The organism is Allobosea sp. WAO, from assembly GCF_001509835.1.
Lineage (GTDB): Bacteria > Pseudomonadota > Alphaproteobacteria > Rhizobiales > Beijerinckiaceae > Allobosea.
The window spans coordinates 152366-176988 of record NZ_JXTJ01000015.1; the positions used below are offsets into that span (position 1 = coordinate 152366).

26 protein-coding genes and 1 pseudogene are annotated in these 24623 nt (G+C 63.5%); 16 read left to right on the forward strand and 11 right to left on the reverse strand.

Annotation, left to right across the window (positions count from 1 at the left end; genetic code table 11):
• The first annotated feature begins 39 nt into the window (after window positions 1–39).
• Window positions 40–795, forward strand: coding sequence for an abortive infection family protein (locus DK26_RS24045; protein ID WP_066478145.1), 756 nt, complete (start codon window positions 40–42; stop codon window positions 793–795).
• On the opposite strand, the gene DK26_RS24050 is transcribed toward DK26_RS24045, so the two are convergent.
• The 4 genes from DK26_RS24050 to DK26_RS24065 form a co-directional block, all read right to left on the reverse strand.
• On the reverse strand, window positions 792–1421 hold the full coding sequence (locus DK26_RS24050) for a hypothetical protein (RefSeq protein ID WP_248310094.1): 630 nt from the start codon (window positions 1419–1421) through the stop codon (window positions 792–794). The genes DK26_RS24045 and DK26_RS24050 overlap by 4 nt on opposite strands.
• A gap of 14 nt (window positions 1422–1435) precedes the next feature.
• Window positions 1436–1969: a DarT ssDNA thymidine ADP-ribosyltransferase family protein gene (locus DK26_RS24055; protein ID WP_066478150.1), complete on the reverse strand. Its 534-nt coding sequence runs from the start codon at window positions 1967–1969 to the stop codon at window positions 1436–1438.
• Window positions 1970–2208: 239 nt separating this feature from the next.
• A complete protein-coding gene (gene arsJ / locus DK26_RS24060) occupies window positions 2209–3453 on the reverse strand; it encodes an organoarsenical effux MFS transporter ArsJ (protein WP_066478152.1) in 1245 nt (414 codons plus the stop codon).
• A gap of 4 nt (window positions 3454–3457) precedes the next feature.
• Window positions 3458–4570, reverse strand: a complete 1113-nt coding sequence (locus tag DK26_RS24065) for an ArsJ-associated glyceraldehyde-3-phosphate dehydrogenase (RefSeq protein WP_248310095.1) — start codon at window positions 4568–4570, stop codon at window positions 3458–3460.
• Between the two features lie 37 nt (window positions 4571–4607).
• Here DK26_RS24065 and DK26_RS24070 point away from each other — a divergent pair, with 37 nt between their 5' ends.
• The 9 genes from DK26_RS24070 (at window position 4608) to DK26_RS24110 (ending at window position 12920) form a co-directional block, all read left to right on the forward strand.
• Window positions 4608–5126, forward strand: coding sequence for an arsenate reductase ArsC (locus tag DK26_RS24070; protein ID WP_066478269.1), 519 nt, complete (start codon window positions 4608–4610; stop codon window positions 5124–5126).
• On the forward strand, window positions 5123–6004 hold the full coding sequence (locus DK26_RS24075) for a metalloregulator ArsR/SmtB family transcription factor (protein ID WP_066478163.1): 882 nt from the start codon (window positions 5123–5125) through the stop codon (window positions 6002–6004). The genes DK26_RS24070 and DK26_RS24075 overlap by 4 nt, the downstream gene beginning before the upstream one ends.
• 112 nt (window positions 6005–6116) lie before the next feature.
• Window positions 6117–6464 carry a metalloregulator ArsR/SmtB family transcription factor gene (locus tag DK26_RS24080; RefSeq protein ID WP_066478165.1) on the forward strand — a complete coding sequence of 116 codons (348 nt, stop codon included), beginning with the start codon at window positions 6117–6119 and terminating at the stop codon, window positions 6462–6464.
• Between the two features lie 151 nt (window positions 6465–6615).
• Complete coding sequence (gene arsH / locus DK26_RS24085; RefSeq protein WP_066478167.1) at window positions 6616–7338, forward strand: arsenical resistance protein ArsH; 723 nt, start codon at window positions 6616–6618, stop codon at window positions 7336–7338.
• 76 nt (window positions 7339–7414) lie between these two features.
• Window positions 7415–8719 carry an arsenic transporter gene (locus DK26_RS24090; RefSeq protein ID WP_066478169.1) on the forward strand — a complete coding sequence of 435 codons (1305 nt, stop codon included), beginning with the start codon at window positions 7415–7417 and terminating at the stop codon, window positions 8717–8719.
• A 44-nt stretch (window positions 8720–8763) separates the two neighbouring features.
• Window positions 8764–9825, forward strand: a complete 1062-nt coding sequence (locus DK26_RS24095) for an ArsO family NAD(P)H-dependent flavin-containing monooxygenase (protein ID WP_066478178.1) — start codon at window positions 8764–8766, stop codon at window positions 9823–9825.
• Window positions 9826–9963: 138 nt separating this feature from the next.
• Window positions 9964–10281, forward strand: a complete 318-nt coding sequence (locus DK26_RS24100) for a metalloregulator ArsR/SmtB family transcription factor (RefSeq protein WP_066478180.1) — start codon at window positions 9964–9966, stop codon at window positions 10279–10281.
• 54 nt (window positions 10282–10335) lie between these two features.
• Complete coding sequence (locus tag DK26_RS24105; protein WP_066478182.1) at window positions 10336–11751, forward strand: FAD-dependent oxidoreductase; 1416 nt, start codon at window positions 10336–10338, stop codon at window positions 11749–11751.
• Window positions 11748–12920 (forward strand): MFS transporter, encoded by a 1173-nt coding sequence (locus DK26_RS24110; RefSeq protein WP_066478183.1) that lies wholly within the window; start codon window positions 11748–11750, stop codon window positions 12918–12920. Before DK26_RS24105 ends, DK26_RS24110 begins: the two co-directional genes overlap by 4 nt.
• A gap of 202 nt (window positions 12921–13122) precedes the next feature.
• Here the strand turns inward: DK26_RS24110 and DK26_RS29180 are convergent, their stop codons facing one another.
• The 4 genes from DK26_RS29180 to DK26_RS24125 form a co-directional block, all read right to left on the reverse strand.
• Window positions 13123–13266: a hypothetical protein gene (locus tag DK26_RS29180; RefSeq protein ID WP_157089823.1), complete on the reverse strand. Its 144-nt coding sequence runs from the start codon at window positions 13264–13266 to the stop codon at window positions 13123–13125.
• Between the two features lie 94 nt (window positions 13267–13360).
• Window positions 13361–14254 carry a hypothetical protein gene (locus DK26_RS24115; protein WP_066478184.1) on the reverse strand — a complete coding sequence of 298 codons (894 nt, stop codon included), beginning with the start codon at window positions 14252–14254 and terminating at the stop codon, window positions 13361–13363.
• A gap of 44 nt (window positions 14255–14298) precedes the next feature.
• On the reverse strand, window positions 14299–14967 hold the full coding sequence (locus tag DK26_RS24120; RefSeq protein ID WP_083533559.1) for a dienelactone hydrolase family protein: 669 nt from the start codon (window positions 14965–14967) through the stop codon (window positions 14299–14301).
• Window positions 14964–15200: a DUF2171 domain-containing protein gene (locus tag DK26_RS24125; RefSeq protein WP_066478187.1), complete on the reverse strand. Its 237-nt coding sequence runs from the start codon at window positions 15198–15200 to the stop codon at window positions 14964–14966. Before DK26_RS24125 ends, DK26_RS24120 begins: the two co-directional genes overlap by 4 nt.
• 175 nt (window positions 15201–15375) lie before the next feature.
• Here DK26_RS24125 and ligD point away from each other — a divergent pair, with 175 nt between their 5' ends.
• Together ligD and DK26_RS24135 are read left to right on the forward strand one after the other, a co-directional pair.
• Window positions 15376–18003 (forward strand): DNA ligase D, encoded by a 2628-nt coding sequence (gene ligD / locus DK26_RS24130; protein ID WP_066478189.1) that lies wholly within the window; start codon window positions 15376–15378, stop codon window positions 18001–18003.
• Between the two features lie 53 nt (window positions 18004–18056).
• Window positions 18057–18845: a Ku protein gene (locus tag DK26_RS24135; RefSeq protein ID WP_066478197.1), complete on the forward strand. Its 789-nt coding sequence runs from the start codon at window positions 18057–18059 to the stop codon at window positions 18843–18845.
• Here DK26_RS24135 and DK26_RS24140 read toward each other — a convergent pair whose 3' ends face one another.
• Window positions 18846–19721 carry a Ku protein gene (locus tag DK26_RS24140; RefSeq protein ID WP_066478201.1) on the reverse strand — a complete coding sequence of 292 codons (876 nt, stop codon included), beginning with the start codon at window positions 19719–19721 and terminating at the stop codon, window positions 18846–18848.
• A gap of 33 nt (window positions 19722–19754) precedes the next feature.
• Between DK26_RS24140 and DK26_RS24145 the strand changes: the two genes are divergently transcribed.
• From DK26_RS24145 to DK26_RS24155, 3 genes are all read left to right on the forward strand, one after another.
• Entirely contained in the window at window positions 19755–20090 is a 336-nt protein-coding gene (locus DK26_RS24145) for a hypothetical protein (protein WP_157089824.1), read from the forward strand.
• An 804-nt stretch (window positions 20091–20894) separates the two neighbouring features.
• A complete protein-coding gene (locus DK26_RS24150; protein WP_066478207.1) occupies window positions 20895–22067 on the forward strand; it encodes a zinc-dependent alcohol dehydrogenase in 1173 nt (390 codons plus the stop codon).
• 14 nt (window positions 22068–22081) lie between these two features.
• A complete protein-coding gene (locus tag DK26_RS24155; RefSeq protein WP_066478210.1) occupies window positions 22082–22879 on the forward strand; it encodes an SDR family NAD(P)-dependent oxidoreductase in 798 nt (265 codons plus the stop codon).
• Between the two features lie 49 nt (window positions 22880–22928).
• Here DK26_RS24155 and DK26_RS24160 read toward each other — a convergent pair whose 3' ends face one another.
• Complete coding sequence (locus DK26_RS24160; protein ID WP_066478213.1) at window positions 22929–23306, reverse strand: hypothetical protein; 378 nt, start codon at window positions 23304–23306, stop codon at window positions 22929–22931.
• 452 nt (window positions 23307–23758) lie between these two features.
• Window positions 23759–23953, reverse strand: a pseudogene (locus DK26_RS29790) (manganese catalase family protein); the annotation flags it as partial.
• 144 nt (window positions 23954–24097) lie between these two features.
• Here DK26_RS29790 and DK26_RS24170 point away from each other — a divergent pair.
• Window positions 24098–24364: a DksA/TraR family C4-type zinc finger protein gene (locus tag DK26_RS24170; protein ID WP_066478219.1), complete on the forward strand. Its 267-nt coding sequence runs from the start codon at window positions 24098–24100 to the stop codon at window positions 24362–24364.
• Window positions 24365–24623: the final 259 nt, after the last annotated feature.

Here is a 24623-nt window from a genome sequence, read left to right on the forward strand (position 1 = left end):
CTTGCTCGAGCGCGCCGAGGCTAACCGAATGGCTAACCCATGACGTTTTACGATATGCCTGACAGTTGGCTGGAGCGGGCGCGACTTCTCGAGAACGTCATGCGGGCGAGCTGCACCGGCGGCGAACGCGACGAGCCGATGTATTCGGCCTTGCGAAGCGAATTTATGCAGGACGACCAGCTCAAAGCCTTGTTGCCGGAGATGGTGCGGACGAACCGGACCCTCGCGTCCCTGTGGGGTGAGCTCGGCGAGATCGCCGGGTACAAGGGGCGGCGAAAGCACCTGAACGACGCCTTCACCCGGATTATCGATCACCTCGAGGGAGCGAATCGTGCGCCTCTCGACATCGTCGCTGGCGACACGTTGGCGACGTTCGACAGCGACGGCGTGCATGCGGTCTGGACCAAAGCCCTGGCGCGGCGAACAACCGACCCCGAGGGCGCGATCACCATGGCCCGAACCCTGCTGGAGACGGTCTGCAAGCGCGTGCTCGACGAGCGGGATGAGAGCTACGACGACCGGGCGGATCTGCCCGATCTGTACAAGGCGGTGGCCAACTTACTGAATTTGGCGCCTGACCAGCACACCGAGGCACCGATCAAGGCGATCCTTGGCAGCGCCATGAATTTGGTCAACGGCCTCGGCACCCTACGGAACAGGCTGTCGGACTCGCACGGCCGAGGCGGCAAGATTCCAGTAAGACCCTCACAGCGCCATGCCAGCCTTGCAGTCAACATGGCCGGAGCCTTGGCGGCCTTCGTCGTGGAGACACATCAAGAAAAAGCAGCCGCCTAAATCGGCGGCAGCCTGGATGCGAAGTAGTCGAAGTCGGCTACGGCTTTCTCAAGCTCCGACCTTGCATAAAGGCTCTTGAGTTCCGCGAACGCCCGCGCCTGGCAGTTGACCTGCTTCTCGGGGTTGAACTCGATGTCCGTGTAACCGTCGTAGTCGACGTTGGCTGCGATCCACTCGGAGTGTCCGGCCAGAGCTCGAATGTAGAGCCAGTCATAAAAGGCGTTCTTCGGGCTCAGCGGGAAGCGCTTTCCTTCCAGTTCAAAGCCGATCAGATTGCCGGCGTCGATCTCACGGATGAAGCGTTTCGCCTCACGCGGCTGAAACTCAAATATCTCGGGGAACGGTCCCTGGCGCTCGAAGACCTTCGAGCCTTGGTAGACGCTCTCCAAGGGGTATTGAAATCCCTCCAGATTGATCTTGAGGCTAAAGGCGCTCAACCTGCGGCCAACCTCGACATCGGACTTCGTCGAAATTTCGAGGACATTCTCCAGGCCAGCGCGCTTGGCAGCATTATGCAGCGCGATGACGTTTTTCTTTTTTTGACTTTCTGCGAACCCCGAAGACCAGTTGAACTCGAAGGACCGCTCGTGGGTCAGTTGAGTGCCCGCTAGGGTCGGGATGAACACCGGTCTGCTGGCCACTAGTAACGCACCATGATCATTGCCCTGGGTACCAAGGTTGGAACGAGTACCTCGAATTTTTCGGCTGCGCGCAGTCTCGTCTGGATCGCCGCGTCAGTCCAATCGGTCCGACTATAGAGGACCTCGATGTCCATATGGGCGATGGCCTCGGCTATCGGCAAGATCAATACGTCGTTTGCGTTGGCCACGCCAAGAGCGACTCTCACTCCCGGAGTGGCCAGAACCGCTGGATTGATGCCGAGATAATGCGGCTTTGGGAGCCGCCCGGCCTGCTGCGCCAGAAACTTCATGCCATGGTTCCGGGTCATGCATAGGCTGACGTATGGATCGATCCCCCGCTCTAAATCCAGCCTCTGGCTTAGTTCGTTGCCACCGGTCGCGGTCGGTGGCCAGAGGCCCTTGGCGCGTAGCTGTGACTTCGACAGGATTCCGTGTGCGTTAATCCCTGCGAAGTTCGCTTCATCGGTGAAATGGTAGAGATGCTGGTGCTGCGGGCTCGCGGCGATATGCCTTACAAGTTCGTCGACTGTCATTCTTGTTACCCCCCCGGCGATCTAGTAGGGCGAAGAGGGATCCTGACAACCTATGCGTTAGGTGTATCGCGCTGTGCACCTCGCCTGGGAGCAGCACGAGCGGATGGGATTGGCGCGGCAATCTCGCGTCGCCGCATAGGAATGACGATTGCGACCGCAATGCCCATCCGGCGCGCACATCGTCAGCGATTGGCACAAGCCGCAAGCGGGGTAGCCGAGTTTCCCCGATCTCTAAGTGCCTAGATCTGTTCCGGCGCGAGCTCATCTCGCCCTGGCAACGCGAGCGTTGCCAGGAAACAGGCGATCAGCATCAGGCATGATCCGATCAGGCAGGCGAAAATGCCGCCCCATTGGTAGAGCAGGCCTGAAAGCAATGTGCCGGTGAAGCGCCCCAACGCGTTGGCGGCATAGTAGAACCCGACATCCTCGGCTGCCTTCTCGGATCCGGCATAGGCCAGGATCAGATAGGAGTGGACCGAGGAATTGACGGCGAAGGCAAAGCCGAACAGGCCCAGGCCGACCACCAGGACGATATCCGGCCTCAATCCCGAGTTGCTCGCCAGAACCGCGGCGATGGCGGCGGGAATGATGGCGAGGATCAGCGACCAGCGCCTTGCAGCTCTCACCTCCTGCGTCAGGCCGTCGGGACTGCCCTTGACCACGGCGGGCGCCGCTGCTTGCACGAGCCCGTAGCCGATGGTCCACAGCGCGACGAAGCTGCCGACCATCGTGAAGGTCCAGCCCGCGGCGTAGAGGAAGACGGGCACGCCGACGACGAACCAGACGTCCCGGGCTCCGAAGAGGGCGACGCGCGCGATCGCGAGCAGATTCACGCCACGGTTCTTGCCGAAGAGCTCGCGTGCGCTCTTGCTCGCCTTGGCCTTTCCGAGCATGAGCGGCAGCGAGATCACCACCCCGAACAGCACTACGCTGAGCGCAACCGCCATCGCCCACAGCGCGCCCCGGAAGCCGAGGAGTTCGAGCAGCAGCCCGCCGAGGAAGAAGCCGAAGCCCTTCATCGCGTTCTTCGAGCCTGTGAACCAGGCGACCCAGCGGAAGAGGCGGCCTTCTGAATCCTGCGTCTTCGCGGCGGTTTCGGCGATCTTGATGGCCGATTTCGAGGCCGTCTTCGTCAGATCCTTGGCGACGCCGCAGATACCCTGGGCGAGTACCACCCAGATCACGGAGGCAACGGCCGACCAATCTGGCGAAAGAGCCGAGAGGACCAGAAAGCCGGTGATCTGCGTCGTCAGGCCGATCGCGAGCATCCTGGTGATGCCGTAGCGCGCTGCGAGCCAGCCGCCGATGAAGTTGGCCATCACGCCCGCCGCCTCATAGAGGAGGAAGAGAAAAGCGAGGGTGAAAGGCGAGTATCCGAGCCTAAAGAAGTGCAGCAGCACGAGCATACGCAAAGCGCCGTCCGTGAGGGTGAAGCCCCAATATGCGGCCGTCACAATGGCGTAGTTGCGCGTGCCCTCATTCATCGCGTCAGATCCCGACCGCTTCGAGATGGCAGGCGAGATCGACCATGCGACAGGCATATCCCATCTCGTTGTCGTACCAAGCGTAGACCTTGAGCATCGTGCCATCGGTGACGAGTGTGGAAAGGCCATCGACGATGCTGGAGCGCGTATCGCGCTGATAGTCGATCGAGACGAGAGGACGCCCTTCGAAACCGAGGATCCCGGCGAGCGGTCCTGTAGCTGCGCTCTTGAAAAGCTCATTGACCTCAGCGGCCGTCGTCGACCGTTCAAGTTCAAAGACGCAATCGGTCAGCGAGGCGTTGAGCACGGGGGCGCGGACCGCGTGGCCATCCAGCTTCCCCTTGAGCTCCGGATAGATCAGCGCGATCGCCGTTGCGCTGCCCGTCGTCGTTGGCTGGAGCGAGAGCATCGCCGAACGGGCCCGGCGCAGGTCCTTGTGCGGGGCGTCGACCACGACGTTGGTGTTGGTGGGATCGTGGATCGTCGTGATCTGGCCATGCCGGATACCGAGGTTATCGTGGACGACCTTTACGACCGGAGCCAGGCAGTTCGTGGTGCAGGAGGCGGCCGTCACGATCGGATGCTTAGCGGGATCGTAGAGGCGCTCGTTGATGCCGACGACGACATTCAGGACGGACGGATCCTTGACCGGCGCGGCGACGATCACCCGCTTGGCCCCGCGCTTCAGATGTCCCTCCAGCACCTCCGGGGTCAGGAACTTACCGGTGCATTCGAGAACGACATCGACGCCCAGATCGCCCCAGGGCAGTTCGGCAGGGGATGCCTCGGATGAGAAGCTGAGCTTGCGCTCGCCGATGTGGATCGCCCCGTCACCGTCATGGCCGATCTCGGTTCGCCAGCGACCTTGCATGCTGTCGAACTCGAGCAGGTGAGCCGTTGCCGCGGCACCTCCCTTGATCTCGTTCAGGTGGACGATCTCGAGGCGGTTTTCGCGCCGGGGGTCATCACCCGGGCGCTCGGCTGCGCCCAGCGCGGCCCTGAGCGACAGGCGACCGATCCGCCCCATTCCATTGATGCCAACCCTCATGTCGCCCTCTGCACTTGCCGTCGCTACATTTCGATATGTCGCTTGACATCGAAATGACAGGCGAGTCAATCATGTCGACAGTTATCGAAATGACGAGATGGTGATCATGGCTCGGGCTCCCCTCAACGTTCTCTTCGTCTGCACTGGCAACTCGGCCCGATCGATCATGGCCGAGGCGATCATCGGCCGGATCGCTCCCGGGAAGTTCAAGGGCTACAGCGCCGGCAGCGATCCCCGGGAAGAGATCAACCCGTTCGCGGCCCGGCTGCTCAAGTCGCTGAACTTCGACGTCACGCAATTCAAGCCGAAGAGCTGGGAGCAGTTTGCGAAGGTTGACTCGCCGCCCCTGGATTTCGTCTTCACGCTCTGCGACGACGCCGTGAACGAGCCTTGCCCGCACTGGCCGGGTCAGCCGATGAGCGCCCACTGGGGCTTGCCGGACCCTGCCGCATTCGTCGGCGAGGACGTCCAGAAGGCCCTTGCCTTCGCCGACGCCTACCGCATGTTGAACAATCGGATCTCGATCTTCAGCAACTTGCCGCTGGCCTCCCTCGAGCGGGTCGCCCTACAGCACCGGCTGGACGCGATCGGAACGGATCCCGGAATGAAGGACGACGCAGCTTGACCACCCGCCTCGAAGCCGCCCGCGCCGTCGAACTGCTGGGTGCGCTCGCCCAGCCGACACGGCTGGAGATCTTCCGGCTGTTGATGCGCTATCGGCCCCATGGCCTTGCGGCAGGCGATATCGGTCGGCTGCTGGCGGTTCAGCACAACACGCTGTCGACCCACCTTGCGGCGCTGGAGCAGGTCGGCCTGCTGGCGTCGCGCCGCGAGGGCCGCCACATCATCTTCGCGGCGGTGCCCGATCGAGCCGACGCCCTTCTCGGCTTCCTGTCGGAGGCGTGTTGCACGGAGCGCCCGTCTGTCTGCGGGAGCGAGGCCGCATCTTATCTCTCGCGCAGGGAGGCGGAGCCGACCGAGAACCCCTTGCGGGTGCTCATCGTCTGCACCGGCAACTCCGCCCGGTCAATCATGGCGGAGGCGGTCATGAACCGCGAAGGCCTCGGCCGCATCCGAGCCTATTCGGCAGGAAGCCGCCCGCATGAGGAACCGCATCCGCAGGCGCTTCGGCTGCTTGCCGATCTGGGCTACGAGACAACCGATTTCCGATCGAAGTCCTGGGACGAATTCCTGGGCGCTGACGCACCCCCGATCGACCTCGTCGTCACGGTCTGCGATTCCGCCGCAGAGGAGGAGTGCCCGTCGTTCCCGGGAGCGCCCTTGCGCGTCCACTGGGGACTGGATGACCCGGCTCAGATCGGCGGGCCCGCCGAGGCGCAGCGTGCCGCCTTCCGTCAGAGCTATCGCGATCTGACCGCTCGGGTCACTGCTCTCGTAAACCTGCCGTTTGAGACCATGACGCTAGCCGAACTGGCGCCTGCGCTCGAGTCCATTGGACGCATGGACGGGGCCACGCCCAAATCGCTCGTTCAGGCGGCCTGAGCCTCCGAGAAGGCCCTCGCGCCCTTCTGACCGACGACGGCGGCGATGGCGTGTCACAGAAACCCGCGCCGAGACACTTGCATTCTACAAGGATTGTTGCAATATTGAATTCATGAACGATGAACAGGCTGTCGCCTCCCTCTCAGCTCTTGCGCATGTCGATCGACTGGCGGCCTTCCGAATGCTGGTGAAAGCCGGACCTGACGGCTTGCCATCCGGAGAGGTGGCGGAGCGTCTTGCGATCCCGCCGACACGGATGAGCTTCCATCTGGCGACGCTGGAGCGATCGGGTCTCGTCGCATCGCGGCGTGATGGACGCCGGATCATCTACGCCGCGAGCTACGATGACATGCGGGGGCTCCTCGGCTTCATCACCGAGGACTGCTGCGGCGGCAATGTTGCCATCTGTGGTGACCTCATGATGCTGGCCAACACGTCATGCGTTTCGGAGACGTGCTGATGCGCCTCCTACGCGCGCCCTGACGCCGACAGGGCAAATACCAGCCGCGGTCTAACCATCTCCGATGCGCCTTGAGCGCGGCCCGGCCCATTGGCGTGGGCGCGGCCGACCTGGCGCGCCGTAACCGCCGTCATCACTTGGAAGGCCTGCCATGACCGCAACAGCGATCGATCTCCCTAACGTCGCCGTCGACCAGCTCGAGCCCATAGACACAGCAGCGCTCACTGGAGCAGCCGCGCCCCTCCATCCGCCGCGGATCCTCGTGCTCTACGGCTCGATCCGCGAGCGATCCTTCTCTCGCTTGGCGGCGGAGGAAGCCGGTCGCCTGCTGCGCTGGTTCGGCTGCGAGGTAAGGACCTTCGACCCGCGCGGTCTGCCGCTACCCGACGGCGCCGAGCCCGATCATCCCAAGGTCAAAGAGTTGCGTGATCTCGCCGGCTGGGCCGAGGGCATGGTCTGGGTCAGCCCTGAGCGCCATGGCGCCATGACCGCGATCATGAAGGCGCAGATCGACTGGATACCACTCAGTCTCGGCGCAAAGCGTCCGACGCAGGGCAAGACGTTGGCACTGATCCAGGTCAGCGGCGGGTCGCAGAGCTTCAACGCCGTGAACCAGATGCGCATCCTCGGCCGCTGGATGCGAATGATCACGATCCCCAATCAATCCTCGGTTCCAAAGGCCTTTCTAGAGTTCGACGAGGCCGGCCGCATGAAGCCTTCGCCCCTCTATGACCGCATCGTCGATGTCTGCGAGGAGTTGGTAAAGTTCACCCATCTGACGCGGGGCCGCTCATCCTATCTCACCGACCGCTACTCCGAGCGGGTTGAAAGTGCGGAGGCGCTGATGAAGCGAGTCAACCAGAGCGCGATCTGACTCACACCATCGGCAGCGGCCCCATGAGCTTCCTTATGGGGTCGGTTTCGCGGCACCGTTTCACCTGGATATCTTCATGCTCTCTCTCGCCATCTTCGTGGCCACCCTCGTCCTCGTCATCTGGCAACCGAAGGGGTTGGGCATCGGCTGGTCCGCACTCGGCGGCGCCGTGGTCGCCATGCTCGTCGGTGTCGTCGGCTGGGCCGATCTCGGCACGGTCTGGGGGATCGTGTGGGACGCCACCTTCACCTTCGTCGGCCTGATCATCATCTCGCTCATTCTCGACGAGGCCGGCTTCTTCGCCTGGGCGGCGCTGCATGTCGCGCGCTGGGGCGGCGGCAACGGCCGCCGGCTCTTCCCACTCGTCATACTGCTCGGCGCCGTCATCGCAGCCTTCTTCGCCAATGATGGAGCGGCGCTGCTGCTGACGCCGATCGTGCTGGCGATCTTGCTTCGGCTGAACTTCCCGCCGGCAGGTGCAATGGCCTTCATCGTTGCCTGCGGTTTCGTCGCCGACACGACCTCGCTGCCGCTGGTGATCTCCAATCTCGTCAACATCGTCACCGCGAACTATTTCCAGATCTCGTTCGGCCGCTATGCGGCTGTAATGGTGCCGGTCAATCTGGTCTCGCTGGCAGCGACGCTCGTCGTGCTGTGGGTCTATTTTGGTCGCGACGTCCCGGCGTCGTATGCGGTCGGCGATCTGGAAAAGCCCAGTTTTGCGATCAAGGACAATGCCGTCTTTCGTGCCGCTTTCCCGCTGCTTGGCGTGCTGCTGGTGGCGTATTTCGCCACCGCGCCGCTCGGCATCCCCATCGCCTTCGTGACAGGGGCCGCCGCACTCGTTCTCATTGCCATCGCCGGCCGATGGACCACTGGCGGGAAAGGCGCCGTCGTCTCGGTGTCGAAGGTCCTGCGTGAGGCTCCGTGGCAGATCGTCCTGTTCTCGATCGGCATGTATCTCGTCGTCTATGGCCTCGGGAACGCCGGCCTGACCGATATAGCGGCCGGTGTTCTGATCTGGCTTGCCGACAAGGGGACCTTCGTCGCTACGGTCGGGACGGGGTTCGTCGTCGCCATCCTGGCTTCGGTGATGAACAATATGCCCGCTACCCTCGTTGGCGCGCTTGCCATCGACAGAGCTGCCGTCGCTCCGCTTACCCAAGAGCTGATGGTCTACGCCAACGTGATCGGGAATGACCTCGGACCGAAGTTTACCCCGATCGGTTCGCTCGCGACGCTGCTCTGGCTGCATGTTCTCGCCGGCAAGGGCCAGACCATCACCTGGGGCCAGTACATGAAGGTCGGGCTCGTCATCACGCCGCCCGTGCTGCTCGTGACGCTCGTCGCACTCTGGCTCTGGCTTCCGGTCATCACGTGAAGGGCGGGGAGCAGGATCATGCCGGGCAGGAGAAGAGCGCTGACATGAGCGCGCCCCTTGACGTGGTGGTCATAGGCGGGGGGCAAGCCGGGCTGGCCTCGGCTTACTTCCTGCGGAGGGCCGGTCTCAGCTTCTCCATCCTGGATAGCGAGCAACGTGCGGGAGGAGCATGGCTTCACGCCTGGGATTCGCTGCGCCTGTTCTCTCCGGCCCAATGGAGTTCGCTGCCGGGGTGGCCGATGCCGGCAACCGAGGACGGCTATCCCAAACGCGACGCGGTAATCGACTATCTCAGCCGGTACGAGGAGCGCTATGGGCTCGCCGTCAAGCGCCCGGTTGAGGTTGAGGGCGTCAGAAAAGACGGCGGCCTGTTCACCGTCGAAACGAATGCGGGGCCGGTGCGGGCGCGCGCCGTGATCAGCGCCACTGGAACGTGGAGGAACCCATTTTGGCCATCCTACCCCGGCCAACATCTTTTCAGGGGGCAGCAGATCCATTCGGCGAGGTACCGGTCACCGGCGGAGTTTGCCGGGCGCCGCGTCATTGTCGTGGGTGGCGGAAATTCCGGGGCTCAGATCCTGGCAGAGCTATCCATGGTAGCCGACGTCACGTGGGTGACACCGACGCCTCCTTCATTTCTTCCTGATGACGTGGACGGGCGCGTCCTATTCGAGCGCGCGACAGCTCGTTGGCGGGCCGCGCAGGAAGGTCGCTCCGTCGACGTGCCGCAAGGCGGCTTCGGCGACATCGTTATGGTGCCACCAGTCAAGGAGGCTCGGGCGCGAGGCGAACTTCATGCCGTCGCCCCGTTTGTTCGCTTCACAGAAGGCGGCGTGGTCTGGGGAGACGGTAGGCAGTCTAACTTCGATGCGGTGATCTGGTGCACGGGGTTCCGACCGGCACTGTCCCATTTCGATCCCCTCGGGATTGTGGGTAAGGACGGGCTCTTGGAAACGAATGGCACACGAGCCATCGAGGAGCCGAAGCTATGGCTCGTCGGTTATGGCGACTGGACCGGCGCTGCCTCGGCAACCCTGATCGGCGTGATGCGGACGGCGCGGACAACCGTGTCCGAGATCGCCGAATCCTTGGCCGAACTCAGATAGCCCGATGCAGCCAGATGAGGCCGCAGTCTCGCGATGGGTTCGCGATATCCCTTCTGCGGCGCTCTCCGGGGGGCTGGTAATTCGACGAATGTGGAATTTATCTTGACTGAGGGTGGGGGGCATGAAAATCATGTTTCCATGAATATCGAATTAGCAGCAGCCCAGCTCGAAGCTCTTGGCAATCCGACTCGGCTTCAGGTCTACCGTGTGCTCGTCCGGGCCGGGCATAACGGCCTTCCGGTCGCCCAGGTGCAGGAGCGTCTCGGCATCCCGGCCTCGACCCTGTCCCATCATCTTCAGCGTCTCATCCGAAACGGCCTCGTCTCGCAGGAGCGCCAGGCGACGACACTGATCTGCCGCGCAGTCTATCCGGCAATGGACGCCTTGCTCGGCTTCCTGGCCGACGAATGCTGCATCGACGAGGGTTGCTCGGCAGGGTCCGAAAAGGCCGCCTGAGCGCGCTTTCATTTATCAAATAATTCCATCATTCCGGAAGCAGCGGAGGATACCATGCAGGAACTTCCCGTCGTCGTCATCGGTGCCGGTCCGGTCGGCCTTGCCGCCGCGGCTAACCTCGTTGCCCGCGGAATCTCGGTGCGAGTCTACGAAGCTGGGTCGGCGGTCGGCGCGAACGTGCGCGACTGGGGTCATGTCCGGCTATTCTCGCCCTGGGAGTACAACATCGATCCGGCCAGCCGTTCTCTGCTCGAAAAGACGACATGGCAGGAACCGGATGCCCAGAGCTATCCGACCGGGCGCGAGCTGATCGAGGGCTACCTCCTTCCCTTGGCTGAGACGGCCGAGCTCGCACCGGTGATCGAGTACGGCGCCCGTGTCGTGGCGATCGGTCGACGTGGTATCGACAAGGTCGTCAGTCGGGAACGCGAACTCCGCCCGTTCCAGCTCGTCATTCGTGACCGGGAAGGCGGTACCCACCGCGTTCTCGCACGCGCCATCATCGATGCTTCCGGAACCTGGACGACGCCGAACCCGGCGGGTGCCGGAGGCATGCCTGCCGATGGCGAGGAAGCGCTCGCGGATCGGATCGCCTACGGCATCCCGGACGTGCTCGGCCGTGACCGCGATCTTCATGTTGGGCGCACGACGCTCGTGCTTGGGGCCGGGCATTCCGCTGCGAACGTCCTGCTCGACCTTGTCGAACTGTCCGAGCAGGACGCGGCAACTGAGGCGATCTGGGTGACACGCGGCCGCGATCTGTCCCGGGTCTATGGCGGTGGCGCCAACGATCAACTCGCAGCTCGGGGCGACCTCGGTCAGCGGCTTCGTCGACTGGTCGAAAGCGGCCGCATCCAGTTGGTCAGCGGGATCGCCATTGGCGGTATTCGCGAGCAGGGAGGGCGTCTGTACCTCGACGGCGAGACGGCCGAAGGCGGAAAAACGATCGGTCCGGCCGATCGCATCGTCGCCTGCACGGGCCAGCGCCCAGATCTTTCGCTGACGCGTGAACTGCGAGTGGAGTTCGATCCCTGGCTCGAGAGCGCGCGAACACTCGGGCCGATGATTGATCCGAACCTGCATTCCTGCGGTTCCGTGCCGCCGCACGGTCACCGCGAGCTTTCGCATCCCGAGCCAGGTTTCTACACGGTCGGCATCAAGAGCTACGGGCGCGCCCCGACCTTCCTGATGCTCACGGGCTATGAGCAGGTCCGATCCGTCGTCGCGGCGATCGCGGGTAACATAATTGATGCCGACGATGTGAAGCTCACGCTTCCGGAGACCGGCGTCTGCTCCGCCGCGCCGGCAGGAGCATCGGCATGTTGCGGCGGTCCAGCGCCCGACCCCGTTGCTGCCTGTTGCGCTGATGACGCCGTTGCGAAGGCCGACGGTAAGGGGGGCTGCGGTTGCGGCCCTGCCAAGCTTCCTGAACCCGTGACGACCTCCTCTTGCTGCGGCAAGGTCGCGTGACCGCTCGAAACCGGCTGACGGTCATCTCGGCTCTGGGCGTGGTTCAAATCCTCGCCTGGGGTTCCTCCTACTATCTCCCTGCGGTTCTCGCGGCACCCATCGCTGCCGACACCGGATGGCCACTGTCTTGGATTGTCGGGGCGCTCTCGGTCGGCCTGCTCACGGCCGGAGCCGTTGCGCCCTATGTCGGCCGCCTCATCGGGGAGACCGGCGGAAGGCCGGTCCTGGCCGCTGCCGCCATACTCATCGCCTCCGGGCAACTCATTCTCGGTCTGTCGCCGAACCTTCCCATATTCGTCCTCGGCTGGGTCGTGTTGGGGGCCGGCATGGCCGCTGGACTGTACGATGCGGCGTTCTCGACACTCGGACGCCTCTATGGCGGAAGCGCGCGATCGGCGATCACCGTGCTGACGCTTTGGGGCGGCTTCGCCAGCACGGTCTGCTGGCCGCTGTCGGCCTATCTTGTCGAGCAATTCGGTTGGCGGGGGACCTGCTTCGTCTACGCAGCCATCCAGCTTATGATCTCACTGCCACTCGTGTTGACGATCTTGCCGCGCGTTCCGCCCGAACTGCCGACGCCGACGACGGGAAGCTCCGGGGTGGCATCGAGCCTGCTTCCAGCGGAGCGTCGCGCTTTCCTGCTTCTCTCTGGGATCGTCATCATCGGTGGCGCGATTGGCGCGATCGTCGGGGTTCATCTGCTGACGCTGCTCCAGGCGCAAGGAATCGGTCTCGCGGCGGCCGTGGCTCTGGGCGCGCTTGTCGGCCCGGCGCAGGTCGGCGGACGGGTGATCGAGATGGCGGGCGGAGGGCGGCATCATCCTCTGTGGACCATGAGCGCTGCGCTCGGGCTGATTGCCATCGGACTGGGACTGATGGCACTCGATATCGGCCCGATCGGGCTTGCGATCATCCTCTACGGGGCGGGCAACGGCGTTTTCTCGATCGCCAAGGGTACCCTTCCGCTGGCCCAATTTGGCCCTCAGCGCTACGCCGCGCTGATCGGAAGGCTGGCTCGGCCGAGCCTTATCGCTCAGGCGCTGGCGCCCGCAATGGGAGCCTACCTCTTCGACAAGGCGGGCGCATCCTGGACCTACGGCGCCCTGATGCTGCTTGGCCTGTTAAATGTGCTGCTGGGGATGGGCCTCTGGGCAACCCGGACCCGCTAACCCATCCGTTGCTCCGGGAACGTCGGTCCGATGCCGACTCAGGTCGGAACACCCGTCCAGGTTGACACCCCGGGCGACCGCGCAGCCATCCAAGCCGCTTTGGCTCATAGCTGCGCGCGGTTGTGCCAGGAGGCCCGTAAGCACGAGAGCCAACGAAGATGGCCCCGGACTCGCGGCGCCGTCCTTCACGCAAACGATGCGATCAGACGACCGGCGGCTGATACGGGCAGGCGTTCTCGTCGAAGCGACTCCAGTCACCCGCGCGATACTGAGCCTCCCGGGTCGCGCGGTCGATCGGCGTCGCGCCCTTGAGGATCGCCTCCATGGTGGCCATGGCTTCAGGCACGGCACGACAGGCACCGTTCCTCAGTGGCGTGGCGAGAATTCGGGAACTCATACGCAATGCGTGTTGTCGCTGCGGTCAAAGGCATCGGCATAGATCATGGCGAACGCGCGGCCCGCGTAGCGGACGCTCTTTCCAGCGACTTGGCTTTCCGACGGGCCGCGCGCAAATCCTCAAGTGTCGGCTGCCACCATCCCCTCGCTCGTTCCGTCGCCCCGGGCTCGCGTCGCGCCGGCCATGTCCGGATGAGTTCCTCGAGTGTCGGCGAGCGCCATAAGACCCAGACCTGAACCTCCCCCATCTCAGCCTCAGTACCGGCCTCGACTGCGTCACCGATATCGACCACTTCCCCGTCGCTGCCTGTGACGACGACGATGCCCCGAGCGGTCATCACCGGTCGTCCGGGCGGCGGGAGTTGCGAAGCCGGAACAGGCAACCGTTTGCGCCTTCTTTCCGCCTCACGTTGCCTGACGTAGGCGAACTCCGGGGACTGCTTCAGCTCCTCGCGGCGCCGTCTCCGTTCGCTCGGCTCCGCCCGCCGTGCCGCGATCTCGACAGACAGCCAGCACGACCTTAACGCCTCGAGCGACCGAAAAGGTATGCGCCAGACCTTCCCCTCTCGATCCCAAGCCGCCCAAGGCACGCCACGAAGGTGATCGATGACGGTGCGGGAAAAGGGTGTCCTGACAAGGAGGTCACTGCTCGCTTCGAAATAGTCGCTCTTGATCGGATCGAAGGCAAAAGCATCCCGCCCGCGCTCGTCAGCAAAAGCGAGAGGCTCGGTCAGCTCGCGTTGAAGCCAGACTGCGACCCGGCGCTCCGCGGTCGTCCCGGGGAAGAACCAGGCGCCCGCCTCGTCGCTCCATCGCGCTGCCGGAAACCGGGCGCGGAAGCGTTCTACGAGCATGGCATCATAGGGAAAGGCAACGATCGCTCCCGCGTCGTCATCGGCTGTTCGGATTTCAATCCGATCGGGCGGCTGAGCTGGCATTGTCGATTCTTCCGGCTCGATCAGTCGAGACGAACAGGGCATCGTTACAGATGTTGCCGAAGGAAACCCTGAGCTCGTCTGATGGCATCCGGCAAGGAGGCGAGCGACAGCCCATGTCCCTCGCCGGGATATATACGGCTCTCGACGGTCCCGCCCTGTGATTTGATCACACGCTCGATCGCCCTTGCATTGGCCACCGGGACGACGCGATCGGCGTCGCCATGCAGGATCAGGGTCGGCGGGAGCCTGCGTCCCGCGGCGAGGCCCTCGGGCTCAAAGCCGAAGAAATCGACGACCGCCCGAATCCGTGGAGAGCGCGAGGCGAGGGACAGCGCAAGAGCGCCACCCAAAGAGAAGCCAACGACGGCTACGCGGTCCGGCTCGGTGCCGCGAGGAGGTTCGGCAAGGATGGCCTCAAGCGTCCGCAGCCAGATCACGTATTTGGACCGGATGTCGCCATAGCGGGCTCGACTGTCGCCGGTCGCTTCGAAGTAGCGCGGCAGCAGCACCGAATAACCCGCGTTGGCGATCATCTGCGCCGCGAATTGATAGCGCCCAGCATTGCTCAGCCCATCCGACCCGCGCAGGAGGTAGACTGTCGATCCCGTCGAACCGAACCTGTCGACGCCTATCCGCGTTTCAGCGCTCGAACGCTTGGCCGTTCCAATCATGCAGGCGGCACCGAGGAGGGTTCGACGATCGATCCCTCTCATTCGGCGGCCTCGCACCAGCGCTCCTTCGCCTCGGCAGCCGGACCAGTCAGCTTGATGGTATCGCCCTCGACGGCCACGACGAGGCCGATGTCGAGATACTGTCGCGCGCCCCCGGATTCGGGATCGTTCTTCTTCAGCTTGAGAAGCTGCCCGCTTAGGCCATCGATCGTGCCATGGCCGCCGTCGGCGCTGATGACGCTTTGGCCTTCCTTGATCTGCTCGACGAACATCATGGTGGGCTCCCTTCGCAAGATGCTTCGCTGCGGCAACGGAAGCCGGGCGACGAAGTTCCGCGGTTGCGGCGCTTCGATGCGAATGGCCGAACCGAGATCCGCGGAACGGTTCTCGGTTCGGCTAATGGAACCGCCACAAGACAGCGCGGTTGCCGCTTCATCGGGAGGGTCGTCGATGTCGAGCAAGCTGCATGGATACCGGGCCAAACGGAACTTCGAGAAAACCAGGGAGCCGAGCGGCGAAGACGCGGTGGCGCCTTCGGACCGGTTGCGCTTCGTGATCCAGAAGCACGAGGCCACTCGGCTGCATTACGATCTGCGCCTCGAACTGGACGGCGTCTTCAAGTCCTGGGCGGTGACGAAAGGCCCGTCGCTCGACCCGCAGGACAAGCGACTGGCCGTCGAGGTCGAGGACCACCCGCTTGCCTATGGCGACTTCGAAGGCACGATCCCAAAGGGCCAGTATGGCGGCGGCACGGTCCTGCTGTGGGACCGCGGCTATTGGGAGCCGGAAGGCACGCTCAGCCCGGAGCGGCAGCTCGATAAGGGCGAGCTGAAATTCACGGTTCACGGCGAGCGGCTGCGGGGCAGCTTCGTCTTGGTCCGAATGCGACGCGACCGGGATGGCGGCAAGCGAACTAACTGGCTTCTCATCAAGCATCGTGACGAGCATGCTTCCGACGGCGATGGCGAGAAGGTCCTGGACAGCGACGCGTCCGTTGCCTCGGGCCGCTCAATGGCTGCGATCGCCGCAGGGAAGGGCAAGTCTCCCAAGCCGTTCCTGCTCGCGACGGAGGTTGTGGAGGCGGATGCGGTCTGGGATTCCAGCGTCGGCCTCGCCGCTGCCGAACGCCGCGCGCCGGTCCGAGAGGCCAAGTCGCGAAGCAAGACCGCAGCGGCGGGAACGATGCCCGATTTCATACCGCCCCAGCTCTGTACCTCGGTCCAGCGGCCCCCGGCCGGCGCGGAATGGGTCCATGAGATCAAGTTCGACGGCTATCGCGTCCAGCTTCGTGTGGAGGGCGGAGAGGTGACCCTGAAGACGCGCAAGGGATTGGATTGGACGAAGAAGTTCCAGGCGATCGCTGATGCCGCGCGAGGCTGGCCGGACAGCATTGTCGACGGCGAGGTGGTGGCGCTGGATGAAACCGGCGCGCCGGATTTCGCCGCGCTCCAGGCCGCGCTGTCGGAAGACAAGACCAAGGACTTAGTCTACTTCGCCTTCGACTTGCCGTGGATCGAGGACGAGGACCTGCGGCGCGAGCCGCTCCTGACCCGAAAGGCTCGGGTGAAGGAACTGGTCGAGCGCCATGGCGACGGCATCGTCCTGCGCTATGTCGAGCATTTCGAGAGCGGCGGCGAAGCCGTTCTGAAGTCGGCCTGCAAGCTCTCGCTGGAAGGGATCGTGTCGAAGTCCGGAGAGGCACCCTACGTCTCCGGTCGAAGCGTTACGTGGACAAAGGCGAAGTGCCGCGCCGGGCACGAGGTGGTGATCGGCGGCTGGGCCACGACCGAGGGCAAGTTCCGTTCGCTGCTGGTCGGCGTGAATCGGGGGGCGCATTTTGTCTATATCGGCAGGGTCGGAACGGGGTACGGCGCCTCGAAGGTCGCAGCGTTGCTGCCGCGACTGAAGAAGAACGCGGCCAAGACGTCGCCGTTTACCGGTGCCAACGCGCCGCGACGCGCGCCGGGCGTGACATGGCTCGATCCCGTCCTCGTCGCCGAAATCGAGTTCGCGGGCTGGACCGGCGACGGCATGGTCAGGCAGGCCGCTTTCAAGGGACTCCGGGAAGACAAGCCCGCGGCGGAGGTCGAGACCGATCTGCCGGCATCACCGGAGGCGGTCGATCCGGCGAATCCGGTTCCCACCTCGCCACGCAAGGGCGGCAGGGTCGACGTGCTCGGGGTCAGCCTGTCGCATCCGGACAAGGCGCTCTGGCCGGATGCCGAAGATGGGAAGCCGATCTCCAAGCTCGATCTGGCGAACTACTTCGCCGCTGTGGGCGAGTGGATGATGCCACACCTCAAGGGCAGGCCCTGCTCGCTGCTCAGGACACCGGACGGCATCACCGGAGAGACGTTCTTCCAGCGCCATGCAGGCCTCGGCACCTCAAACCTGTTCGAACTCGTCCACGTCTTCGGCGACAAGAAGCCCTATCTCCAGATCGATCGCATCGAGGCCCTGGTCGCGGCGGCCCAGATCGGCGGCATCGAGCTGCACCCGTGGAACTGCCAGCCCGGCGATCCTGAGGTTCCCGGCCGTCTCGTCTTCGACCTCGATCCGGGGCCGGGGGTCGAATTCGACGATGTGGTCGCTGCGGCGAACGCGATGCGCGAGAGGCTCGACGCGCTAAAGCTGACCAGTTTCTGCAAGACGACGGGTGGCAAGGGTCTGCACGTCGTCACCCCGCTCAAGGCTGCCAAACGCGGGAAACTTGACTGGCCGACGGCCAAGGATTTCGCTCGGCGGGTCTGTGCCGAGATGGCGGCGGACGAGCCGTCTCGCTACGTCGTCAATATGGCCAAGCGGCTGCGCAACGGCCGGATTTTCCTCGACTATCTGCGCAACGACAGGCTTTCGACGGCCGTCGCGCCGTTGTCGCCCCGCGCGCGGCCCGGCGCGCATGTTTCGATGCCGGTGCAGTGGACGCAGGTCAGGAAGGGACTCGATCCCGCACGTTACACCGTGCGCACGGTTCCCGCCCTGTTGGCGAAGAGCAAGGCGTGGGACGCCTATTGCGATGCGGAGGTGCCGCTGTCGGACGCTATCAAGCGGCTCGGGCGAAGCGGCAAGGCCGCGTGAGAGACTGCGGAACGAACACTGACGGCAGTGGTTTACCGTCGGGGAGACAAACCATGGCACAGCGGACGTTCTGGAAGGGCTATCTCAAGTTGTCGCTGGTGACGTGTCCGGTGGCGATGATGCCGGCACGCTCCCAGAGCGAGAAGGTGCGTTTCCATACGCTGAACCGGAAGACCGGCAATCGTATCCAGAGCCGGTTCGTCGACGCTGTGACGGGCAAGCCCGTTGCCGACGAGGACGAGGTTCGGGGCTACCCTAAGGACGATGATGAGTACGTCATGCTGGAGGAGGACGAGCTCGACGGCGTCGCGCTCGAAAGCACGCGGACCATCGACATCGAGGTGTTCGCACCGCGCTCCTCGGTCGGATGGATCTGGTACGACGCTCCGCATTACCTCGTGCCGGACGGGAAAGTCGGCGAGGAGGCCTTCTCGGTAATCCGAGAGGCGATGAAGGCGACGAAGACGGTCGGGATTTCGCGGGTCGTTCTTTACCGCCGCGAGCGCGCCGTTCTGCTCGAGCCACGCGACAACGGCATCGTGCTGTGGACGCTGCGCTACGGCGACGAGGTCCGCGACGAGAAACCCTATTTCGCCGGTATCAAGAAGGCTGAGCCCGAGGCGGACATGAAGCCGCTGATGGAGAAGTTGATCAAGTCTCGCACCAAAGACTGGTCGCCGGACTTGGCCGAGGATCCCGTGCAGGATGAGCTCCTGTCGATCATTAAGGCCAAGGAGAAGGGTCAGAAGGCGACGAAGGCGCGTCCGAAGCCGCAGAGCGAGGGCAACGTCGTCAGCATCATGGAGGCGCTGAAGAAGAGCCTGGAGCCGCGCCGCTCCTGATTAGCTCGCCTTTCGCCTTTCGCCTGTCTGGTCGGCATTTTTAGTCCCCTTCGCTGCGGCCTTGCGCTTTGGGGCCTTCGACGCAGGTGAGGACGCTTTACCGCCGCCCTTGGCGCTGAGACGCAGCGCCTCCATCAGGTCCACAATCTTGGCGGCCGGCGGCAGCTTCTTCGGCTTGAGCTTGCGTCCCTCGATCTTCGCCTTCACGAGGTCGGCCAGTGCGGCCTCGTAGCGATCGTCGAACGATTTTGGATCAAACTCCCCCGCTTTCGTCTCGATGATGTGCTTGGCCAAATCGAGCATCTCGTCCTGGATCTTCATCTTTGGCAGGTCGCTAAACGCGTCCTCTGCCGAGCGCACCTCGTAATCGAAGTTCAACGTCGTCCCGATCAACCCGGTGGCGTAAGGCCGGATAAGGATGGAGCGCATCCTGCGAAAGATGACGGTGCGGGCCAGCGCCGCGCATTGTTGCTCGACCATGGCCTCCCGAATAAGCTCGAAGGCCTCCGAGGCGATCGGGGTACTCGGTGCGATATAGTAGGGCCGATCCAGGAAGACGTCGTCAATCTCGTCGCACGGAAGAAAAGTGGCAACGTCGAGCGTCTTGTCGCTTTCCGGCACGGCGGCCGCGACCTCTTCTGGCTCCAGCACAATATAGTCGCCGTTGCCGCGATCATATCCCTTGACCTGATCGTCGTGCTCGACAGGCTTGCCCGTGACCTCGTCCACAAACTGGCGCTGGACCCGGTTGCCGGTCTTCCGGTTCAGGGTGTGGAAGGAGATGCGCTCGGCGGTCGAGGCAGCCGTGTAGAGTGCGACGGGGCAGGTCAGTTCGGCGACCTTTAAGACGCCCTTCCAGATCGCCCGCGGTGCCATTCTGACCTCTCCCGTCTAACGAGAGGAGGAACCGTGGCGCAGCTCGATGGTTCCGTTTCAAAAGCGAGGAAAATTAGCGTGGCACAGGATGACGCCATCATTGCCAACGGGCTCAATGCTGGGCTGAGAAGGCTCGTCGTCAAGGCACTCGTCCACTCGGCTGGAAAGCGCCGCGACCAAGTCCGAATGGACGAACTCTTGCAAGTTCTGTCAGCGGAGATCGGTCGTCTAACGTTCAAGGCGGAGACCGGAGATGGCGCGGACGCCGATCTCACCGTTGCAGTGAGAAGCGCACTGATGATTCTGCTTAATGCCGCGGCCCGCGATGCTCGCTCTGATCTCGCCCGCGCGGCCGAATCCATGCAGTGAGCTGTCGACCGTACGCTCTCGAAACTGAAACGTCAGTCGGCCATCCCGACTGTCGACAGCACTTCATCCAGCATCCCGGGTAGACACGCTTGGCGCCTATTCGCTGACATGCGCCTGACCAAGTCGGTAAAGTCGGCGCTGACGCCGATCCCATCAACGCGATGCGCGATGTATGGCTTATGCAAGATGGCTCGCTATCGAGCTCCCGCCTTCAATCCCTAGGCCCATAAGGTAACTCGATCGCTGGAGATGGCGCGTGGCGGGCGCCGGAGCACTGTTACAGCGAAGCTACCGATGCGGAGAAACTCGGTCTGATCAAGGGCGTCATCTCGCCGATCCCGCCAGAGGTGCGATCTGTCTCACGCCCGCGCTCACTCGCAGAGCGGCTGCGAGAAGACGGGCTGGGACGACAGCTTCACTGCCAAGGTACCAGCGGATGTAAACGACCGATCGACTAATCTCTTTGGCGAGCAACGCCTCCATGGCATTGAGGGAGAAGGCTGGTCAATATCCGCTGCATCTGTTGGCCGGTGGGTGGGCGGTCGCGCCAGCAACCGATGATGATGGAGGGATCGAGCGGTGGTTGATACATTCTAGGCCTCGCGGTCTCCGAAGCCACCAACGTCCATTGAACCGTAATGTTCAATGCCGGTTGCGAACAGTTACCAGACTCCGCCCGTAGTGATGGAGCGGCGGTTCCATCGGGTGCTGCCCACGCGGCAGATAATCGACACGTCAGATTTTTGCGGAACGGTCACGGGGAGACCGCGTTGGCCGCATGGGGGGTCACGAAGGACCCGCGACATGAAAGCACTCTGCTGGCACGGCAAAAGCGATATTCGTTGTGAAACGGTGCCCGATCCGCAAATTCAGGATGCCGGCGATGTCGTGATCAAGGTGACCGCTTGCGCGATCTGCGGCTCCGACCTGCACGTGTATGATGGCTATACGCCGACGATGGAGGCGGGTGATGTCCTCGGCCACGAAACGATGGGCGAGGTCGTCGAGGTCGGAAGCAGCGTCCGCAATCTCAGGATCGGCGACCGGGTCGTCGTGCCCTTCAACATCGCCTGCGGGGACTGCTTCTTTTGCCGGAAGCAGATGTACTCCCTTTGCGATCGTTCCAATCCCAACGCCGATCAGGCGAAGAAGGCCATGGGGCAGTCACCCTCCGGTCTGTTCGGCTACTCGCATATGCTCGGCGGCTTTCCCGGCGGGCAGGCGGAATACCTGCGGGTGCCCTATGCCGATGTCGGCCCGATCAAGGTCCCGGCCGGCATCCCCGACGAGCAGGTGCTCTTCCTATCCGATATTTTCCCTACCGGTTACATGGCGGCGGAGAATGCAGAGATCGAGGAGGGCGACACGGTCGCGGTCTGGGGCTGCGGTCCCGTCGGACAATTTGCGATCCAGTCGGCCTGGATGTTCGGTGCGGGGCGCGTCATCGCCATCGACAACGTTCCCGAACGCCTCGCGATGGCAGCGGGCATCGGACGGGCGGAGACGATCAATTTCGATGATGTCGGCGTCTACGACCGCCTCATGGAGCTGACCAAAGGCCGCGGCCCCGATCGCTGCATCGACGCGGTCGGCGCCGAGGCCCATGGCAGCGGCTCGTTCGATGCAGTCATCGACAAGATCAAGGCCGCGACCTACCTCGCGACTGATCGCCCGCATGCGCTCCGTGAGGCAATCATGTGCTGCCGCAAGGGCGGCACGATCTCGATGCCCGGCGTCTATTTCGGCTATCTCGACAAAATCCCGATGGGCGCCTTCATGAACAAGGGCCTGACGCTCAAGACCGGTCAGACGCACACGCACCGCTATCTCGCGCCGCTGCTCGAAAAGATTACCTCAGGCGAGATCGATCCTTCGTTCGTGATCACGCATCGAGCCGGGCTCGAAGAGGGGCCGGGCCTCTACCAAAAATTCCGAGACAAGGAGGACGGCTGCATCAAGGTCGTCCTCACCCCGTGACGAAGGAGCATCACATGGGACAGGAAATCGGAAAGCTCGCGCTGGTCACCGGCGCATCGAGCGGAATTGGGCTTGAACTCGCAAGGCTCGCCGCGAAGGACGGTTACGATCTACTCATCGCAGCGGACGAGACCGATATTCATGATGCCGCGGAGAAGCTGCGGTCCGAGGGCGCCAAAGTCGTATCGGTCGTCGTCGACCTCAGTGACGAGGAAGGCGTCGATGAACTCTTCGTAGAGGTTGGCAAATCCGGGCGGGAGGTCGACCTGCTCTTCGCCAATGCCGGGCGTGGTCTCGGCCACGGCTTTCTCGACCAGGACGACGCCGAGTGGCTGCGGGTGATCGACACCAATATCGTCGGAACACTGCTGCTGCTGAAGAAGGTCGGCCAGCAGATGCGCGATCGTGGCGAAGGCCGTATCCTCATCACTGGCTCGATCGCGGGCTTCATGCCGGGCACCTTCCAGGCCGTCTACAACGGCACCAAGGCCTTCATCGACTCCTTCTCCTTCGCCTTGCGCGAGGAGCTGAGGGACACCGGCGTGACAGTCACCTGCCTGATGCCGGGAGCAACGGATACACGCTTTTTCGAGCGCGCCGGACTTCTGGACACCAAGATCGGCCAGGACGAAAAAGACGATCCTCGGGACGTCGCCGAGGCAGGCTACCAGGCGCTCATGGCAGGCGACGGCGCCGTGGTTAGTGGCTGGAAAAACAAGATCAAGTCCTCGCTCGCCAACGTCACGCCGGCCGAGACGCTTGCCAAGCAGCACCGAAAGATGGCGGAGCCTGGATCGGGGCAGCAACAATAAGCAAAACGTTCGGGATGACCTTAGGAGTGTCGGGCGTCGCCCCCTAGGGTCACTTCGCGTCGCGACCCTCTTTCCGCGCTTTAGGCCGCAGCAAGCTATTCAACCGAGCAATGTTCCTCTTGACCCACTGGGTCTTTCTCGCCAGCAGCCGACCCCCCGACGCACGCTCGACGATGTAGCGCCTCTCGACGGTCAGCGTCGCTGGAGACATGGTTTCGTTTGCGTCGGTGATGGCCGCTTCGAACGATCGATGCGCGTCGTCCAGGTTGCGGAAATTCCCGATGAGCGTGGAGTTTGGCAACCGCTCGGAGCGGTCACCGACGCGGAGTGTATCGGTCCATCCTCGCGCGACCGCCGCCTCGAGAAACGTGTTGTGGGGATCTCCGGGCGCCGCTTCGATGTCGTATGTCGCGATGAAGGACTTCACCTCTGGGGAGCCTCGATACGCGCGGGCGCCACCACGTCGTGCTGCCCGCGCTGGAGACCACTTACCTGACCGGCCGTTGTGTGTGACGGGGCGGCCCACGCGTCCAGGAGCGAAATGCTGTTCGGGATCGGTAGCAGCAAGATCGGGTCTGCACTGAGCGGCGTCCCGGAGTTCACGAGAGCGACCGATATGGCGTTCTTATAGTCCTGCCAGGTGCTCAGCTCGCTTCCGCAGCCAGCGCATCGGACGATGGCGGCTACGGTCAGATTATTTGGCAGTGACACGGCGGGCGAGCCGCAGCACCGGCACTCGAAAATCGCATCGACACGCATGATCGCCTCCTGCGGTCTATACGTCTTCAACTGCGTCGGGTTCCTTCGTGATCTTCGCGCCACTTTGGTCGTCGTCTTCGTCGCCAACGACCACCGCGGGCGACGAGGACGTTGGCGCGGCTAGCGGCTCTTCTTGTAGAGCTTGGAAGCAATCTCGAAGATCTCCTCCGGCGCGTAATCGGGAGCGAAGGCTCCATAGTTGCCGTCGAGCTTCGGGATTTTGCCGCCGTCGGGCGGGCCTTCGACGATTTCGAGATTGCCAGGTGGATCCCCCGATAGGGCGATCTCGTCGTTCGACCAGACCCCGGCAGCTTCGCGGAGCCACTATGTCCTGCGCTCTCGCGGAAGACGTCGATTTCGGTGACGCCGGCGAGGCGCAGCGGCTCCCGGTTAGCGGGCTATGTGATTGAAGATGCCTTAGCCCAGCACCATCTCGGGATATTAGTGAGGGAGTCTGCTATGGCGAATGGATGGGCCCCAGACGGGGCGGTTCAAGATCAGATTGACGACTCGATCAATGATGCGGTCAGGCTGGCCCGCGCCAAACTGCCCACGGGCACCGGAGAACTCTACTGCCAGGCCTGCGGGGAGGAGATTCCGGAAGCGCGCCGCTTGGCGATGCCCGGTGCGCGGACCTGCGTCGCGTGCCAGACGGGCTTCGATCGGCGATCGATCGTTGGTGGGGGTATCAATCGACGCGGAAGCAAAGACAGCCAGCTCAAGTAGCTAGCAGTGGGGACAGCGATTGTGCTCTGAGCTCAATGCGCCAAGAGCAGAAGCTGAAGGAGCGCCCAAAACCGGACGCTTATCCATCGGTACATCTCGCGCTTAGCGATCGATTGCGTAGCGGCGACGGCGCCCAGTCCAGTATCGAGAGCGTATTCCTCCGAGCTTCTGGAAGGCTCGTTGCCGGCAGGAAAAGACGATGATCTGCTGACCTCTGGATTGAGGATGCAGCGCGTCGAACACGGTGGGCGGACCGCTC